This window comes from Limnohabitans sp. (assembly GCF_044361985.1).
Taxonomy (GTDB): domain Bacteria; phylum Pseudomonadota; class Gammaproteobacteria; order Burkholderiales; family Burkholderiaceae_C; genus Limnohabitans_A.
In genome coordinates, this window is sequence record NZ_JBIKHV010000004.1 from 57,794 (window position 1) to 72,595 (window position 14,802).

The following is a 14,802-nucleotide window of genomic DNA, read 5'->3' on the forward strand; positions in this document are numbered from 1 at the left end:
TTTGCGGGTTAAAGGCCAATTGGCTGCGCGACCACCCAATTGACCAGGGCGATCAGCCCCAGAATAAACAAAAGCACAGCGCCAATGGCCACACCAATGATGTGGAACGGGTTGAGCTTTTCGATGTCTTGCTGGGACTCGGAATTCTTGCGAAGGCCCACAAAGGACCACAGCACGGCCTGGATGGTTCGCAACCAGGCCGTCTTGCGCAGGGTCGGCAATTTAGGCGTGCTCATGAACCCAAGCCTGTCTTGACCACCAAAGGCTGCACTGCAGCGGCCAAAGGCGTTGTCGGTGCGGCAGGTGTTTTGCCGCCCACTTCAAAAAAAGTGTAGGACAAAGTGATGGTGGTGACGTCTTTGGACAACTTGGGGTCAATCACAAAGGCAACGGGCCAGGACTTCTTTTCGCCCGGCTCCAATGTGTACTGGTTAAAACAGAAACACTCGAGCTTGTTGAAATGGTTGGCCGCCTGCTTGGGCGCATAGCTGGGAATGGCTTGAGCAGCCATGCGCCGGTTTTGCACATTTTGGAACTCGTACATTACGGTGCTGAGCTCACCCGGGTGAACCTGCATCGAGCGCTTTTCAGGCTTGAATTCCCAAGGTCCCCGCACGTTGGCATCGAACTCGACAGTGATGGTACGCGTGGTGTCAACTTGGCTGTTACGCAGCACTTCGGCAGCCTTGCCGGCCTTGGCATTGCCAGGAATCTGGGTTTCGGAAATCGACAGGATGTTGATGCCTGTGATCTCGCAAATGGCCTTGTAGATGGGCACCAGCGCGTAACCGAAGCAGAACATGCCCAAAGTCACAACTGCGAGCTTGCCCACCATCTTCAAGTTTTCACCACGCAGGTTCATTGAGGGTCTTTCAGCGGTTTAACAACAGCAACTTGGCGACAAAACCAACCAACATCGCCAGTGCCACCGAGGCCAGAATCAGGCCAAGGCGAACATTGTTTTTTCTTTGCTCAGGGGTTACGGCCATGCTGTTCAACCAATCACGCGGGTCGCAGTGGCGTCCAGCTTGGGTGGGTTTTCAAAGGTATGGAATGGCGCTGGCGAGGGGACTTCCCACTCGAGGCCTTCAGCACCTTCCCAGGGCTTCTGGGATGCTTTTTCGCCTCGACCAAGCATGGTGGGCAAGACCACGAACAAGAAGAAGTACACCTGCGCAAAACCGAAGAAGAAAGCACCCACAGAGGCCAACATGTTGAAGTCTGTGAATTGCATCGGGTAGTCGGCATAGCGGCGTGGCATGCCGGCCAGTCCCAGAAAGTGCATCGGAAAGAAAGTGACGTTGAAAGAAATCAGCGTCCACCAAAAATGGACTTTGCCCCGAGTTTCGTTGTACATCACGCCCGTCCACTTGGGCACCCAGTAGTAAAAGCCAGCGAACAAAGCGAACAGCGAACCCGCCACCAGCACATAGTGGAAGTGGGCGACCACGTAATAGGTGTCTTGCAATTGGGTATCGATCGGGGCCATGGCCAGAATCAGACCCGTGAAACCACCCATGGTGAACACGAAGATAAAACCCACAGCAAACAGCATGGGGGTTTCAAAAGTCATGGAACCACGCCACATGGTAGCAATCCAGTTGAAGATCTTCACGGCCGTCGGCACAGCGATCAGCATGGTGGCGTACATGAAGAACAACTGACCTGTGACCGGCATGCCCGTGGTGAACATGTGGTGTGCCCACACGATGAACGACAAGATGGCGATCGACGATGTGGCGTAAACCATGGAAGCGTAGCCAAAGAGTTTTTTGCGCGCAAACGCTGGCACGATCTGGCTGATGATGCCGAATGCCGGCAAGATCATGATGTAAACCTCAGGGTGGCCAAAGAACCAGAAGATATGCTGGTACATGACCGGATCGCCACCGCCAGCAGGGTTGAAGAAGCTGGTGCCGAAGTGGCGGTCGGTCAGGGTCATAGTGATCGCACCGGCCAAAACGGGCATCACAGCAATCAACAGGTAAGCGGTGATGAGCCATGTCCAAGCAAACATGGGCATCTTCATCAAGGTCATGCCTGGCGCACGCATGTTCAATATGGTTACGATGATGTTGATCGAGCCCATGATCGATGAAGCACCCAGAATGTGCAGAGCAAAAATACCAGCGTCCATTGAAGGACCCATTTGCAATGTCAGGGGGGCATAAAGCGTCCAGCCGGCAGCAGGTGCCCCACCAGGCATGAAAAAGGAACTGACGAGGGTCAGTGCTGCAGGAATCATCAGCCAGAAGCTGAAGTTGTTCATGCGGGCAAAGGCCATGTCGGAGGCGCCGATTTGCAAGGGCAGCATCCAGTTGGCGAAGCCCACGAAGGCAGGCATGATCGCGCCGAACACCATGATGATGCCGTGCATGGTGGTGAACTGATTGAACAACTCAGGGTTGACAATTTGCAAGCCCGGCTGGAACAACTCAGCACGAATGCCCAGAGCCAGCACGCCACCAATCATGAGCATGGTAAAGCTGAACAGCAAATACAAGGTGCCAATGTCCTTGTGGTTCGTGGCATACACCCAACGACGCCAGCCTGCAGGCGCGTGACCGTGGTCGTCATGGGCGTGATCGTGATGGTCTAGAACGGCACTCATCTTGATTTCCTTTGATTTGTATACGGTACGGCTTATTTGCGAGCGGCCAGGATGTCGGCCGGTTGCACGATTTGACCGGTCTTGTTGGACCAGTTGTTCTTGGTGTAGGTGATCACAGCAGCGATTTCGGTATCAGACAACTGTTTCCATGCGGGCATGGCGCCGTTGTTCTGTCCGTTGAGCATCACCGCAATTTGTCTGGATTTGTCTGCATCCAGCACCACCGCTGAACCATCGACAGCTTTGATGGCCCCAGCGCCCTTACCGCTGGCCTGGTGACAAGCTGCACAGTTGGCAGCATAAACCTTCTCACCACGCTTGGACAAGTCGTCCAGTGCCCAAACTTTGGCAGGGTCATCGGCTTTGGCGGCTTGCTTTTTCTTTTCGACATCAACCCAAGCGGCGTAGTCAACTGCAGACAACACTTTGACGTGAATGGGCATGTAAGCGTGCTCTTTGCCGCACAGCTCTTGGCATTGGCCATAAAAATCGCCCGTTTTCTCTGCACGGAACCAGGTGTCACGCACAAAACCGGGAATGGCATCTTGCTTGATGCCGAAAGCTGGAACAGCAAAGGCATGAATCACGTCGTTGGCAGTGGTGATCACGCGCACTTTTTGACCCACTGGCACCACCAAGGGGTTGTCCACCTTGAGAAGGTAGTTATCGCCTTCTGGCTTGCCCGCATTGGACATGGCACGCTGGGAAGAGTCCAGGGTGGAGATGTAGCTCAGGCCTTCGCCTTCGCCCTTGATGTAGTCGTAACCCCACTTCCATTGATAACCTGTTGCCTTGACGGTCAGGTCAGCATTGGTGGTGTCTTTCTGGGCCACCAGCACCTTTGTAGCGGGCAGGGCCATCAGGATCACAATGATGAATGGCACTGCTGTCCAGATCACTTCTACAGTAATGGATTCGGTGAATGTTGCTGGCTTGTGACCCACCGACTTTCGGTGCTTCCAAATGGAATAAAACATCACCGCAAAAACGGCAACGAATATCACTGTGCAAAGGATCAACATGAACCAGTGCAACCAATGCTGTTCTTCAGCGATTTTGGTCACTGGAGGTGCAAAATTGAGCTGATTGACGGCAGGGCCGCCCGGTAAATCGTTCACGGCATAGGCCGAGGTGGCCAGCCATGCGCCTACAAAGATGCCCACGCGGGACAGCAGCGAAGCCAATTGATTGGAAATATTCTTCATGGTTCTCACTAACTTCCAAGACTCTGTTGAACTCACACCCCTGACAACCCAGGCCAAGGCCTGTTTGTCACCGGACATCACGCAGAGCGTAATGCCCTTCTGATTTCTCGCGCCAAGGCTTGGCGCAACTCTGGGCGCACAAAGCGCCCCACCTCAATCGAACGGCCCTGTCCGGACAATTCAATCAGGCTGTGGTCACCCGACTTGGGTTCGACCCTGACCCATTGCCGCGCAAACTCCGCCCGCTCACAGCGCCCGGCAGATTCACACTCGACCACCAAACGGGCACCCTGCAATGAAATCCACTCGCCATCGGTCGCATGCCGTGCGTAAGCCAAAAAGGCCAACCCGACCAGTGTTATTTCCAGCCCAGCGAATGCCAGCACCAAGGTTGCCCCTTGTGACCAGAAGAACAAGCCGATTCCCAGTGACAAGGCACACATGGACAGGTAAAGCCACCCCATCTGGGCTGGTGTTACCGAACAATTGCGCCTGAGACGCCATTGGATGGCAGGTCCAGACTCCTGTGCAAACTGGTAAGTTGAATTTGACACGCGTCAGCTTTCAATAAACTAACATGCTACGAGGCAAGTATTGTGGCTAAAACCGGGCCGATTTTACCCGACTTGGGAGGGGGTTTTGATTCAGCTCAAACTTTGTCGGATATCCCGGCGTTGCCGCGAAGCATTTGGCGCATCTGGTCCAGGCCAATTTCAGTTTGCGCGCTGACCGTGGCGCGTGGCCGAGGTTTCAGGGCGTGGCCATACACAATTTCAAAAGTCAGTCTCAGCCGCCCACCCTCTTCGGGTCGGGCCAAAGCCATCAGACCACGGTTGAGTTGCTCACGCCAGCGCCGTCCTCGCAAACCCACATAACGCTGAATGTGCAAGTTTCTGCCCCATGCGCGCAAATCAGCAAGCAATCGTTCCGGCGTTTCATAGGTCAGGGTGATGCGCTCCATGTCCATCACGGGCTCAGCGAATCCCGCCTCGACGAGCATGTCGCCCCAATCGTGCATGTCGGTGAATTCGTGTGCGGGTTCTGGCCAGCCCTGTTGGGCGTAGACATCCCGCAATTCCCGCAGGGTGTCAGGCCCCAAGCAGGAAAACATCAAAAAACCATCTACCGCCAGTGCGCGGTGCCAGATTTTCAACAAGTTTTGTGGCTGGACGGCCGTGTGTAAAGCCATATTGGCCCAAAGCATTTGGGCTTGACCCTCTGGTGGCAGGCCCACCTGAATCCGGGGGCCCAGCCATCGCGCCACTTGCCACCATGGCCCTTGAACGGCCGATCGGGCCGCCACAGCCTGGGCAGTTTGTTCGCTGCTCATCCAAGCCTCGGCTTGCGGGTAGCGCTTTTGCAAGGCCCGTTGCGCCAGCAAACCCCCACGCAAAGGCTCCCAATGGACCCACCGGGTCGGTTGCAGCTTGATGAAGTCGAGCCGGTCCTGCATGCGAGCGGCCACCTCCTCGTGCAGCCAGGGCGAAGCCTCACCCAAGGAATGACCAGCCCAACGGGCTGCGGCAACAGGGTCAAGTGATGGGGGGCGTTCAGGTGCAGACATGGCCAGGTCAAAAGAAAAATTAAAGCTGCCACTGGCGAACGGCAGGTTCGTCACTTGTGGGCAGGGGTTGGGGGCAGTATATTGATCCGATGTGGCCCAAATGGTTCAAGGAGATAGGTTCAACGCTCAAGGTCCACCGGCCTGACCGGGCCTGGCATTGGCTGCCAAGCCGTTGCGCAGTCTGCCGCAGCTGGCCTCAATCGCCCTTGTGCGATGCCTGCATCAGCCGCTTTGCCCAACCACAAAACCGCTGCACGGGCTGCGCCCTGCCCTTGCCCCACCCCGCCAAGCGCTGCGGCAATTGCCTTAAAACACCCCCACCACTGGACCTTTGCCTGACCGCTACCGCCTACACCTGGCCCTGGGTCGACCTGATCGCCCGCTACAAATTCCAACAACAGGCCGGGTGGGCCGGGCCTTTGGCCACTTTGATGCTGAGCGCACCTTGGGCAGAAGACACCTTGGACGCGGCAGATTGGGTGTTGCCCATCCCTCTTTCTGTGCAACGTCTGGCCGAACGCGGCTACAACCAGTCGTGGCTGCTGGCACGCCAACTCAGCCCGCACAAAGCCGATGCCCATTTGCTGCTGCGCACCCGCGACACGCCCTCTCAGCGCAGCTTGCCCCGGGCAGAGCGGCTGGCCAATCTGGTAGACGCTTTTGCAGTCGAGCCATTGCGCGCCATGGAGCTGAGAGGACAACGGGTGGTACTGATCGACGATGTGATGACCAGCGGTGCCTCGCTGCACACAGCGGCCCGTGTGCTGCGTCAGGCCGGTGTGGCAAGCGTCAGTGCCTTGGTGTTGGCACGCACCGAAACGAGCAGCAATGCATGAGCATGCGCCTTAGCTTCCTCAAGTGGGGGTGTGCACCCAAGGCACAATACTGGCCATGTTCCATATCGTCCTGGTTGAGCCCGAAATACCGCCCAACACCGGCAACGTCATCCGTCTGGCCGCCAACACCGGCTGCACGCTCCACTTGATCGAGCCTTTGGGGTTTTCGATGGATGACAAACACATGCGCCGGGCGGGCCTCGATTACCACGAGTACGCCGAATTACGCCGTCATGCCGATTGGGCCACCTTCATGGCCAACGAACAGCCTGCAGCCGAGCGCATGTTTGCCTTGACAACCCGTGGCAGCCGGGCTGTGCACGGCGTGGCCTTCAAACCGGGCGACTGGCTGGTTTTTGGCTCGGAAACCAAAGGTTTGTCCACCGAACTGCGTGAAGAGTTTGCCCTTGCACAGCGCATTCGACTGCCCATGCGAGAAGGCCAGCGCAGCCTGAACCTGTCGAACGCGGTGGCGGTCACGGTCTTCGAGGCCTGGCGCCAGCAAGGCTTTGGCGGAGCCAGCCCTGACCCCTTCCTGCCCGCTCAGGCGTAAATACGCACCAAAGACTCGGCTGCGCAGACCGGTTTGTCGCTGCCCTCCCGCTCCACGGTCACATTCCACTGTAATTGCAGTCCATTGCCCTCGATCGGTGTGGCCGAATGTAAATGCAGGTGAGCCCGCAAACGACTGCCCACAGGCACGGGCGCCATGAAACGCACCTTGTTCAGGCCGTAATTCACCCCCATCCGCTTCGAGTTGACTGCGATGGTTTTGTCAAAAAATTGCGACAACAAGGACAAGGTCAAAAAGCCATGCGCAATCGGTGCGCCAAAAGGCCCCTGTTGCGCGCGCTCCACGTCCACATGGATCCACTGGTGGTCGCCAGTGGCTTGTGCAAACTGATTGATCTGCTGCTGGGTGATCTCCACCCACTCGGTAGCGGCCACATGCTGGCCAACGCAAGCGGCCAGATCGGCCAGGGTTTCAAATGTTTTCATGCCCTCGACTGTATGCAGCTTGCAAGCCACAGGGTGTCGATGACGTGACAGGCAGGAGTGGCCCGGTCAGGGCTTGTTGGCCGCCTCATCCGTGCGCATTTTTAGGAGTTCTGCACGCAAGCGGGCCAGCTCTGCACGAAAATTTTCAGCATCCCCATAATCGGCAAAGCCGTGGTAGTGGGCGTGCGCCTGCAAGACACGGCGCGCATGCTTGATGGGGCACCAATATTGCTCGGTCAAGCCCACCACTTCGCGGCCATAGGCCAGCAAGCCATTGCCGTAGGAGCAATAAGCGCAGTTGATTTTTTCGAGCCAATTTAAATACGCCAAGTGTGTCCGGTCAAACACAAAATAGTCGGACCGCTTGACTCGGGGTATGCCACACAACGGAAAACACACCCACTGGTACAAGCTAATCAAACCATCCAGCAGCAGCATGGGCACTAAAACCGGGTAAATGAAAGGTACGCACAGCACATGCCGCCATTCGGCAGTGAGCACGTAGCCAAGCAAGCCTTCCTTGAAACGTTTTTGTTGCGCCAGCACTTCTTTTTCAAACCGCACCTTGTGCTGGTCAAAATCGGCCTGCCACTGCTGACGGCGACTTTTGGCCTCTTGCTCAATGGCCGCCTCGAGCTGTTGGATGCGGTCAAGAAATTCCTGAATCTGCGGGTTCATGCTGACTCCCTGGACGGAAATGGACATACGAAGTGGCAAGGCCATCGGGCCCACTTGACTTGCGTCAATGCCCCCAAGCGCCAAGCCTCGCACACTGGACCATGGCACCTGATCACCTTAACACCGCACAAGGCCTGACAACAAGCCAGGCGTCAAGTCGCCTCAAACTGGATGGGCCCAACGAAATTGAACAAGGCCTGCGCCGCTCCGTTTGGCGCCGCCTGGCCGACATGCTGCGTCAACCCATGTTTGCACTGCTGGTCTTGGCTGCCGTGCTGTATGCACTTTTGGGTGACCTGACCGAAGGCCTGACGCTGGCGGTGTTTGTGCTGGCCGTGCTGGTGCTCAGTTTTTACCAGGAAGGCCAATCAGAAGCCGCCATTGAGGCCCTGCGCCAGCTCACACAACCTTTGGCCCAGGTGTTGCGCGAAGGTCAGACACTTCAGATACCGGCACGCGAAGTGGTCGTAGGAGACTGGCTGATGCTGTCGGAGGGCGACCGGGTGGCCGCTGATGGCTGGCTGATGACAGCCAACAACCTGCAAATTGATGAATCCTTGCTAACGGGTGAGTCGCTCCCCACCGACAAAATTCCGCTTGAAAGGCCTTCAGGCAGTTCACAGCCCGACAAGCCGGAACAGCTCTCGCCTGCCTCGTGTGTCCATGGCGGCACGTTCGTGGTTCGCGGCAGCGGGCAGGTACAGGTCACCGCCACGGGCATGCGCAGCCAGATCGGCCAGATTGGCTTGGCGCTGGCACAAGTGCAGCAAGCCGAGACCCCTTTGCAACAACAAACTGCCCAGCTCGTCAAAGTGCTCGCCAGCTTGGTGGGGGTGCTTTGCACCGTCATGGTCATCACGCTCGGCCTGCGCACCGGGGAATGGCTGCCCGCATTGCTGGCGAGCATCGCACTGGCCATGTCCATCCTGCCAGAAGAATATTCGGTGGTGCTCACGCTGTTTCCGGCCATGGGTGCACGCCGGTTAACACGTGAAGGTGTACTCACCCGCCACATCAACGCCATCGAAACCCTGGGGGCCACCAGCGTGCTGTGCACCGACAAGACCGGCACGCTGACGCAAAACCGCATGACTGTGACCGCACTCTCGGTGCCCGAGTCCTGCAACCTGGCGGAACCAAGCGAAATATTGCACTGGAAATCATCTTTAGCGCCTGCACACCATCCGATTTCTGCGAATTTCCATCCCTTGATCGAGCACGCCATTCTGGCCAGCGCTCCGACCCCTTTTGACCCGATGGAAACCGCATTTCATGCCCTTGGGAAAAGCCACCTGAGTGAAAACAACCGTCAATTCGGCGCAGGTCAACTGGTCCAAAGCTATGCCCTCAGTCCCAGCCTCAAAGCCATGTCACATGTTTGGCAATTTGAGCAGGAAGATGACCGCGTCGTCTCAGCCAAAGGGGCGCCCGAGGCCATCATGGATCTGTGCCACTTGACCAGCGCCGAGCGAGTGAACTGGCTGACGAGCGTGGCGCGCATGGCCGCGCAGGGCTTGCGCGTGCTGGCCGTGGCACGCAGCCGCTTTGTGGGTGATCACTACCCCCAAAGCCCACACGACTTTGACTTTGAGTGGCTGGGCCTGATCGGTTTGACCGACCCCCTGCGCCCAGAAATTCCACAAGCCGTGGCCGACTGCCAGACGGCGGGGATCCAGGTCATTCTGATCACAGGTGACTACCCGGTCACCGCCTGCGAAATTGCGCGACAAGCCGGGCTGCCCGATGGCGACACCCTGACCGGTGAAGAACTCGACGGTCTTGGGGATGGCGAACTCCGCGCGCAGCTGACCCATGTCACAGTGTGCGCGCGCATCTCGCCACACCAAAAGTTGCGCATCGTGCAAGCACTGCAGGCGAATGGCGAGGTGGTGGCCATGACGGGCGATGGCGTGAACGACGCCCCCGCCCTGAAAGCCGCCCATGTGGGCATTGCCATGGGTGGGCGCGGCACCGATGTGGCGCGCGAATCCGCCGATCTTGTGCTCGTGGATGACAACTTCGCATCCATCGTTCGGGGCATACGTTTGGGCAGACGCATTTTCGGCAACTTGCAAAAGTCAATGCAGTACATCTTTGCCATCCACATTCCGATTGCAGGCATCGCACTGGTCCCCATGGTCATGGGATGGCCTGCTGTCATGCTGCCACTGCATGTCGCCTTGCTGGAACTGGTGATTGACCCAGCCTGCTCTCTGGCCTTTGAAAGCGAGCCGGAAGAGAGCGATGTGATGCAACGCCCACCCCGCAACACCCATTCAGCTTTGTTCGGCGCGCAAGCCATCAGTTTGGCCATGGGTCAGGGCTTGTGCGTGCTGGCCAGTGTGGCCCTGACCTATGGCCTTGCACAGGCTTGGTCAGACACAGGGGGGCCCTTGTTGGCAAGCCTTGGCGCTGAGAACGTGACCCTGGCTATTTTGAGTGAAGCGCAAATTCGCGCCATGGTCTTTATCACCTTGATCACCGGCAATGCGGCCCTGATTTTGTCCAACCGGGCAGGTGGCGGCAAATTTTGGCGCAGCTTACGCACGCCCAATTTCATGGCCTATGGTGTCATCGGAATGGCTTTGGCATTTTTAATCCTCGCCATCCATTGGCCCTGGCTGGCCGTGCCCCTGAAATTTGAGCCGTTGCCCCTTTGGCCCATGCTCATCGCTGCGGCAGCGGGCTTGCTCAGTGTTGTGAACGTAGCGCTTTTGCACTGGACAGCGGCCACGTGGAAGCTGCAGCCAAAGCACCTGCGGTGATGGCTTCACAGCAGGTGGAAAAACGACCTGTTATGCAACTGGCCAGGTCAAGACGACGCGCAAGCCCCCCAGCTCTGCACTGCGCTCAAGCTGCACCTGAAAGTGATAACGCTCCGCCAGGCGACGCACAATCGACCAGCCAAGTCCGCTGCCCTCCGCACCGTTGCCGGGCACGCGGAAAAATCGGTCACCCAGCCGTGCCAGATCCACCGGATTCAAACCCGGGCCACTGTCCTCCACCACCAGACGTGGCAGCGGCAACGGCTCCCATTGCACACGGATGCTGGCCCCCTCAGGGCTGTAGCGCTGGGCGTTGTCCACCAGATTCCCGACCAAAACCCCCACCCAACCTGGCGGCATGGGGACCAGCAAAGCATCCGGTGCGTCCAGACTCAGCGTTTGCCGCTTGGCCACAGCCTGTGGGCCCAAGTCAGCCAGGCTCGCACGGGTTTCTGCGACAACTTCGCAAGTTTTCTTCTGAGGCGAATTCTCATCGGCATCCAGTCTGGCCAATTGCAGCAACTGCGCCACCAGACGGGTGGCCCGGTCGCAACCTTGCAACACAGAATCCAAAGCGGTATCACGATCGCTCTCCAAGCCTTTGCCACGTGCCACTTGTGCCTGCATGCGAATCGCGGCGATGGGTGTTCGCAATTCATGGGCGGCATCGGCCGTGAAACGGCGCTCACTGTCCATTTGCTGGACCATCTTTTCAAACAATCGATTCAGTGCCTTAACCAAGGGTTGCACCTCCACCGGAACGGCCTCACTCAAAGCTTGTCGGTGGTCGGTTTGCCGCTTTGACACCGCCTGACTCAACTGCCGCAAAGGCGCGAGTGACTGAAAAATAATGGCCCAGATCAACAGGGCCAATGCCGGCAACGCCAAGATCATGGGCACGATGGCTGAATGCAATCCCGCGGTCAATATGTCATTGCGTGCTGATTGCAATTCGGCCACCACCACCCAGACATCGTCTTCGCGACCAGGCGTTGCAAAAACCCGCCACGCTTTTTGAGCTTGCCATTGGTCAGAAATCCCCCTTTGGCCCAAGGGCGCCAGGGGCACCAATGGCGCCTCGGCTGAACGGGCGATCAATTCCTGGTCGTGCCAGATTTGAAAAGCCACCCGAGGCTGGTACTTGTGCAAAACATCTGCCGTGGTGAAGTCGTCATCGTGTGCGTCACTTGTTTGCACAGCCAGCACAGCAGCGGTTTGGGCCAAATGGGCATCCAGCAATTCATTCAACTCGTGTTCGGTATTGACCCATGTCATCACCAACACCACGCCCCAAACCAAGCCTGTGACCATCAACAAGCTCAGTGTCAGGCGCCATTGCAGCGAGGCGGATCGCCAGGCTTTCATGCTGTACCTTTTTTGATGCTGCCAGCATCTGCCCTGATCTGTTGGGGCAACATGTAACCCACCCCCCGCAAGGTCTCGATCACATCTGGACGAAGCTTCTTGCGCAAGTTGTAAATATGAACTTCGACCGTGTTGCTGCTCACCTCAGTGCCCCATTGGTACAAATGCTGCTCAATCTGGACTCTCGTCAAGACCCGGCCCGCATTCAGCATAAAAATCTGCAAAATTTCATATTCACGCAATGACAACTCCACCATGCGCTCGTCCAGCCAGACTTGCCGGGATGCCGGGTCCATGCGCAAGGCACCCGCTTCCAGCATGGGTTCAGCCACACCATGGGCCCTGCGCACCAAGGCGCGCAAACGGGCGGCCAACTCCATCAGGTCCACAGGCTTGACCAGGTAATCATCGGCACCCGCATCCAGTCCGGCAATGCGGTCCGGTACGCCATCGCGCGCAGTCAGGATCAACACCGGGGTCGTGATTTTTTGACGCCTCACAGCCGCCAGGCATTGCATGCCGTCCTGCCGAGGCAAGCCCAAATCCAGCACCGACGCCTGATATGCGCCCGTCAACAACTCGCGTTGGGCTGCCACGCCATCGCGCACCCAGTCCACCTGGAAGCCTTGCTGTTGCAAACCCGCTTTCAGGCCAGCCCCCAGCAATTCATCGTCTTCAGCCAGTAGTACACGCATGGGTCAAACCTGTTTAAGTGACTTCAAGATCAATCGTCGTCATCGTCTTGGGATTGTGCCCTGCCAGGTGCCGGGTGAAGCCAACTGGCACCTCCTTCAGCCGGAACCTGCGGCGACGCCTGCCACTGCCAGACCCAGAAAGACAACACGGCCGCCAATAACAACGCCGCCAAAGTCCAGTGGTTGGATGGGATCAAATCAGGGCCAACGCCTTCCACACGCCCTGTGAACATGGGGGTGGCCAGATTACGCCGACGCAGCAAGCTCAGGACCACCACAGCCAAAACATGTGCCAACACCGCCATCAGCATGAAGTTGCCAAAGAACTCGTGCACATCTTCCATCCATTCACCCGTCCACTCCTGGTAGGTCACGTAACCCGACAACACCACAGGGGCGATGGCCAACAACACGGCCACGACGGAGACGGCCATGTACAAATTTTGCATCTGCCGCCAAGATGCCCGGCCTGTGCGTAAACCATGCCACCAGTCGCCCAGTCCACGCAACTTGCCCCACAGGGCGGACAAGCGCGCATGGCGCGGCCCCAGCAAACCCCAAATAAGGCGCGCCACCAACAAGCCGCCCAGTGTGTAGCCCAAACTCACATGCACCAGCCTGAATATTTCGCTTTCGGCCGTGATGTAAGCCCCGACAAAACTCAAAGCCATGAAAGCGTGCAAGGTCCGCGTTAACGCGTCCACCGTGCGCCGGGTTGGCGCAGAAAGGCCCTGATGGGTTAAGGCTGTTGCAGAAGTATTCGACATCATTTGAAATTCTCCGTTGACGTGAGCAATTGCAGGCATCCCAAGCGTTCAGCGTGGAATTCGCACTTGATGCTCATCAAAATTTCCGTTCTCAGCCTGGGTATGGCAAGCCTCGCATTGCGCAGCGCTCTTGACACTGACTCGCTTCCAGACCGCCGGGTCCACTTCCCGGTGCTTGCGGGCAAACCAGGCTGACCGGGTGATGCGGTCTTGTGGTGGCTCTTCGCGCACACGCTTGTAAGTCCCCGCGTTGGCCTTCAGCCAAGCAGACACTTGCTGGACCTGTTCCGGCGCCATCGATGCATCGCTGCCGTAATGCTTGTCCAAGCCAAGCATGATGCGTTGCCATGAAGCGGCCGGCAACATGCCTGGCGGATAAGCCATGTGACACGCCGCACACTCTTGTTTGTACACAGGTGGAACCTGCGCGGGCATGAGTCGTCCATCGGCCCAGACGGGCAATGCAAAGATACACACAAGTGCAGTCCAAGCTGAACGTTTTAAAAAGACTGAATGCATCATTTCAAGCCCATCAGATAAGCCAGTACATCGGCCTTTTCAATGGCAGTGCACTCCCGCGACAACACATCTTTGCAGTTGCGCTTGAACCATTTGTCGACCTTGGCGCTGTCAGTCAAGCGCTCGGCATTGAAGGCCGGGGCCATGGCTGCGATCTTCTTGCCAGTCGATGCGTGCTGGCTGTCAAGTGTGGGGGGGGCGCCATGGCACGATGCACATGACCATTCACCACCATGGCGTTGTTTGAAAAAAGCCTGTCCGCGCGCAGCATTGCCCGGCTGCCCTGCCGCTTGCTGCCATCGCTGTAATTCGGCTTGGGGGGAACTGGCCAAGGCCTGTGGCCCGAACGCCATCCCCAACAGCAGCAATGTGGCAGCAGCGATCCGCTCAGTAAGCATGGTGGTCACCCGCCGATTTGACCTCCATTTTGAGCACTACAAAATCAGTGCCACTCATGTAACCCTTGACTTCAACAAAACGCCCATTGGCAGGCAGGCCGTGTTCCTGGTCAATGCGTGTTTGGCTACTCAAAACGGCGTTGTAAACCGTGTTGCCCGAAGCCAGAGAGAACCCAGAATTAGACCAATTGCTGACCACGCCATAGACCTCGAAACGGGTCCCTTGACCGGCAACAGTACTGAGTTTGCTGTCCACCTTGCTGGCCATCAGGACCCCCCCATTCATGACGCCCTTGATCTCCACGTAGACGCCGTTGCTCAACGTGGCCAAAGAACCCCTCTCAAAATAGGCTTGGCTGACATCCACTGTGGTGCCTTGCACCGTCATGGTGTTGCCTTG

The 14,802-nt window shown here is 57.5% G+C and carries 18 protein-coding genes; 3 read left to right on the top strand and 15 right to left on the bottom strand.

All coding sequences use genetic code 11. The annotated features are described in order from the left end of the window. Window positions 1-8 precede the first annotated feature (8 nt). The 7 genes from ACIQ3A_RS01765 to ACIQ3A_RS01795 form a co-directional block, all read right to left on the bottom strand. On the bottom strand, window positions 9-236 hold the full coding sequence (locus ACIQ3A_RS01765) for a DUF2970 domain-containing protein (RefSeq protein ID WP_396430037.1): 228 nt from the start codon (window positions 234-236) through the stop codon (window positions 9-11). Next, window positions 233-862, bottom strand: a complete 630-nt coding sequence (locus ACIQ3A_RS01770; RefSeq protein WP_396430038.1) for a cytochrome c oxidase assembly protein — start codon at window positions 860-862, stop codon at window positions 233-235. Before ACIQ3A_RS01770 ends, ACIQ3A_RS01765 begins: the two co-directional genes overlap by 4 nt. Before the next feature lie 10 nt (window positions 863-872). Then, window positions 873-989, bottom strand: coding sequence for a cytochrome oxidase small assembly protein (locus tag ACIQ3A_RS01775; RefSeq protein ID WP_396430039.1), 117 nt, complete (start codon window positions 987-989; stop codon window positions 873-875). Between the two features lie 5 nt (window positions 990-994). Then, window positions 995-2,611, bottom strand: coding sequence for a cytochrome c oxidase subunit I (gene ctaD, locus ACIQ3A_RS01780; protein WP_396430040.1), 1,617 nt, complete (start codon window positions 2,609-2,611; stop codon window positions 995-997). 32 nt (window positions 2,612-2,643) lie between these two features. Next, on the bottom strand, window positions 2,644-3,816 hold the full coding sequence (gene coxB, locus ACIQ3A_RS01785; protein ID WP_396430041.1) for a cytochrome c oxidase subunit II: 1,173 nt from the start codon (window positions 3,814-3,816) through the stop codon (window positions 2,644-2,646). Between the two features lie 77 nt (window positions 3,817-3,893). Further along, on the bottom strand, window positions 3,894-4,370 hold the full coding sequence (locus ACIQ3A_RS01790; RefSeq protein WP_396430042.1) for a DUF2244 domain-containing protein: 477 nt from the start codon (window positions 4,368-4,370) through the stop codon (window positions 3,894-3,896). Window positions 4,371-4,465: 95 nt separating this feature from the next. Continuing rightward, window positions 4,466-5,380 (bottom strand): biotin synthase, encoded by a 915-nt coding sequence (locus tag ACIQ3A_RS01795; RefSeq protein WP_396430043.1) that lies wholly within the window; start codon window positions 5,378-5,380, stop codon window positions 4,466-4,468. Window positions 5,381-5,469: 89 nt separating this feature from the next. Between ACIQ3A_RS01795 and ACIQ3A_RS01800 the strand changes: the two genes are divergently transcribed. Both ACIQ3A_RS01800 and trmL read left to right on the top strand, forming a co-directional pair. Further along, a complete protein-coding gene (locus ACIQ3A_RS01800; protein WP_396430044.1) occupies window positions 5,470-6,216 on the top strand; it encodes a ComF family protein in 747 nt (248 codons plus the stop codon). A 55-nt stretch (window positions 6,217-6,271) separates the two neighbouring features. Continuing rightward, entirely contained in the window at window positions 6,272-6,769 is a 498-nt protein-coding gene (gene trmL / locus ACIQ3A_RS01805; protein WP_396430045.1) for a tRNA (uridine(34)/cytosine(34)/5-carboxymethylaminomethyluridine(34)-2'-O)-methyltransferase TrmL, read from the top strand. Here the strand turns inward: trmL and ACIQ3A_RS01810 are convergent. Together ACIQ3A_RS01810 and ACIQ3A_RS01815 are read right to left on the bottom strand one after the other, a co-directional pair. Then, on the bottom strand, window positions 6,760-7,215 hold the full coding sequence (locus tag ACIQ3A_RS01810) for a MaoC family dehydratase (RefSeq protein ID WP_396430046.1): 456 nt from the start codon (window positions 7,213-7,215) through the stop codon (window positions 6,760-6,762). The genes trmL and ACIQ3A_RS01810 overlap by 10 nt on opposite strands. 66 nt (window positions 7,216-7,281) lie before the next feature. Continuing rightward, complete coding sequence (locus ACIQ3A_RS01815) at window positions 7,282-7,893, bottom strand: hypothetical protein (protein ID WP_396430047.1); 612 nt, start codon at window positions 7,891-7,893, stop codon at window positions 7,282-7,284. A gap of 101 nt (window positions 7,894-7,994) precedes the next feature. Here ACIQ3A_RS01815 and ACIQ3A_RS01820 point away from each other — a divergent pair, with 101 nt between their 5' ends. After that, on the top strand, window positions 7,995-10,658 hold the full coding sequence (locus ACIQ3A_RS01820) for a cation-translocating P-type ATPase (protein WP_396430048.1): 2,664 nt from the start codon (window positions 7,995-7,997) through the stop codon (window positions 10,656-10,658). Window positions 10,659-10,688: 30 nt separating this feature from the next. Here the strand turns inward: ACIQ3A_RS01820 and ACIQ3A_RS01825 are convergent, their stop codons facing one another. From ACIQ3A_RS01825 to ACIQ3A_RS01850, 6 genes are all read right to left on the bottom strand, one after another. Continuing rightward, the gene (locus ACIQ3A_RS01825; protein ID WP_396430049.1) at window positions 10,689-12,023 is read right to left on the bottom strand and encodes an ATP-binding protein; all 1,335 of its coding nucleotides are present in this window, start codon (window positions 12,021-12,023) and stop codon (window positions 10,689-10,691) included. Further along, entirely contained in the window at window positions 12,020-12,718 is a 699-nt protein-coding gene (locus ACIQ3A_RS01830; protein ID WP_396430050.1) for a response regulator, read from the bottom strand. Before ACIQ3A_RS01830 ends, ACIQ3A_RS01825 begins: the two co-directional genes overlap by 4 nt. Window positions 12,719-12,747: 29 nt before the next feature. Next, window positions 12,748-13,524 carry a cytochrome b/b6 domain-containing protein gene (locus tag ACIQ3A_RS01835; RefSeq protein ID WP_396430051.1) on the bottom strand — a complete coding sequence of 259 codons (777 nt, stop codon included), beginning with the start codon at window positions 13,522-13,524 and terminating at the stop codon, window positions 12,748-12,750. Window positions 13,525-13,533: 9 nt separating this feature from the next. After that, entirely contained in the window at window positions 13,534-14,007 is a 474-nt protein-coding gene (locus tag ACIQ3A_RS01840; protein ID WP_396430052.1) for a diheme cytochrome c, read from the bottom strand. Continuing rightward, the gene (locus ACIQ3A_RS01845; protein ID WP_396430056.1) at window positions 14,004-14,357 is read right to left on the bottom strand and encodes a DUF1924 domain-containing protein; all 354 of its coding nucleotides are present in this window, start codon (window positions 14,355-14,357) and stop codon (window positions 14,004-14,006) included. The genes ACIQ3A_RS01840 and ACIQ3A_RS01845 overlap by 4 nt, the downstream gene beginning before the upstream one ends. 34 nt (window positions 14,358-14,391) lie before the next feature. Then, window positions 14,392-14,802, bottom strand: a 411-nt coding sequence (locus ACIQ3A_RS01850) for a DUF5666 domain-containing protein (RefSeq protein WP_396430053.1), incomplete at its 5' end; no start/stop codon positions are given.

What these genes read in the sequence shown, in the direction of transcription:
- ACIQ3A_RS01765 (WP_396430037.1), bottom strand. Translation starts at nt 236, where the DNA reads ATGAGCACGCCTAAATTGCCGACCCTGCGCAAGACGGCCTGGTTGCGA.
- ACIQ3A_RS01770 (WP_396430038.1), bottom strand. Translation starts at nt 862, where the DNA reads ATGAACCTGCGTGGTGAAAACTTGAAGATGGTGGGCAAGCTCGCAGTT.
- ACIQ3A_RS01775 (WP_396430039.1), bottom strand. Translation starts at nt 989, where the DNA reads ATGGCCGTAACCCCTGAGCAAAGAAAAAACAATGTTCGCCTTGGCCTG.
- ctaD (WP_396430040.1), bottom strand. Translation starts at nt 2,611, where the DNA reads ATGAGTGCCGTTCTAGACCATCACGATCACGCCCATGACGACCACGGT.
- coxB (WP_396430041.1), bottom strand. Translation starts at nt 3,816, where the DNA reads ATGAAGAATATTTCCAATCAATTGGCTTCGCTGCTGTCCCGCGTGGGC.
- ACIQ3A_RS01795 (WP_396430043.1), bottom strand. Translation starts at nt 5,380, where the DNA reads ATGTCTGCACCTGAACGCCCCCCATCACTTGACCCTGTTGCCGCAGCC.
- ACIQ3A_RS01800 (WP_396430044.1), top strand. Translation starts at nt 5,470, where the DNA reads ATGTGGCCCAAATGGTTCAAGGAGATAGGTTCAACGCTCAAGGTCCAC.
- trmL (WP_396430045.1), top strand. Translation starts at nt 6,272, where the DNA reads ATGTTCCATATCGTCCTGGTTGAGCCCGAAATACCGCCCAACACCGGC.
- ACIQ3A_RS01810 (WP_396430046.1), bottom strand. Translation starts at nt 7,215, where the DNA reads ATGAAAACATTTGAAACCCTGGCCGATCTGGCCGCTTGCGTTGGCCAG.
- ACIQ3A_RS01815 (WP_396430047.1), bottom strand. Translation starts at nt 7,893, where the DNA reads ATGAACCCGCAGATTCAGGAATTTCTTGACCGCATCCAACAGCTCGAG.
- ACIQ3A_RS01820 (WP_396430048.1), top strand. Translation starts at nt 7,995, where the DNA reads ATGGCACCTGATCACCTTAACACCGCACAAGGCCTGACAACAAGCCAG.
- ACIQ3A_RS01825 (WP_396430049.1), bottom strand. Translation starts at nt 12,023, where the DNA reads ATGAAAGCCTGGCGATCCGCCTCGCTGCAATGGCGCCTGACACTGAGC.
- ACIQ3A_RS01830 (WP_396430050.1), bottom strand. Translation starts at nt 12,718, where the DNA reads ATGCGTGTACTACTGGCTGAAGACGATGAATTGCTGGGGGCTGGCCTG.
- ACIQ3A_RS01835 (WP_396430051.1), bottom strand. Translation starts at nt 13,524, where the DNA reads ATGCCTGCAATTGCTCACGTCAACGGAGAATTTCAAATGATGTCGAAT.
- ACIQ3A_RS01840 (WP_396430052.1), bottom strand. Translation starts at nt 14,007, where the DNA reads ATGATGCATTCAGTCTTTTTAAAACGTTCAGCTTGGACTGCACTTGTG.
- ACIQ3A_RS01845 (WP_396430056.1), bottom strand. Translation starts at nt 14,357, where the DNA reads ATGGCGTTCGGGCCACAGGCCTTGGCCAGTTCCCCCCAAGCCGAATTA.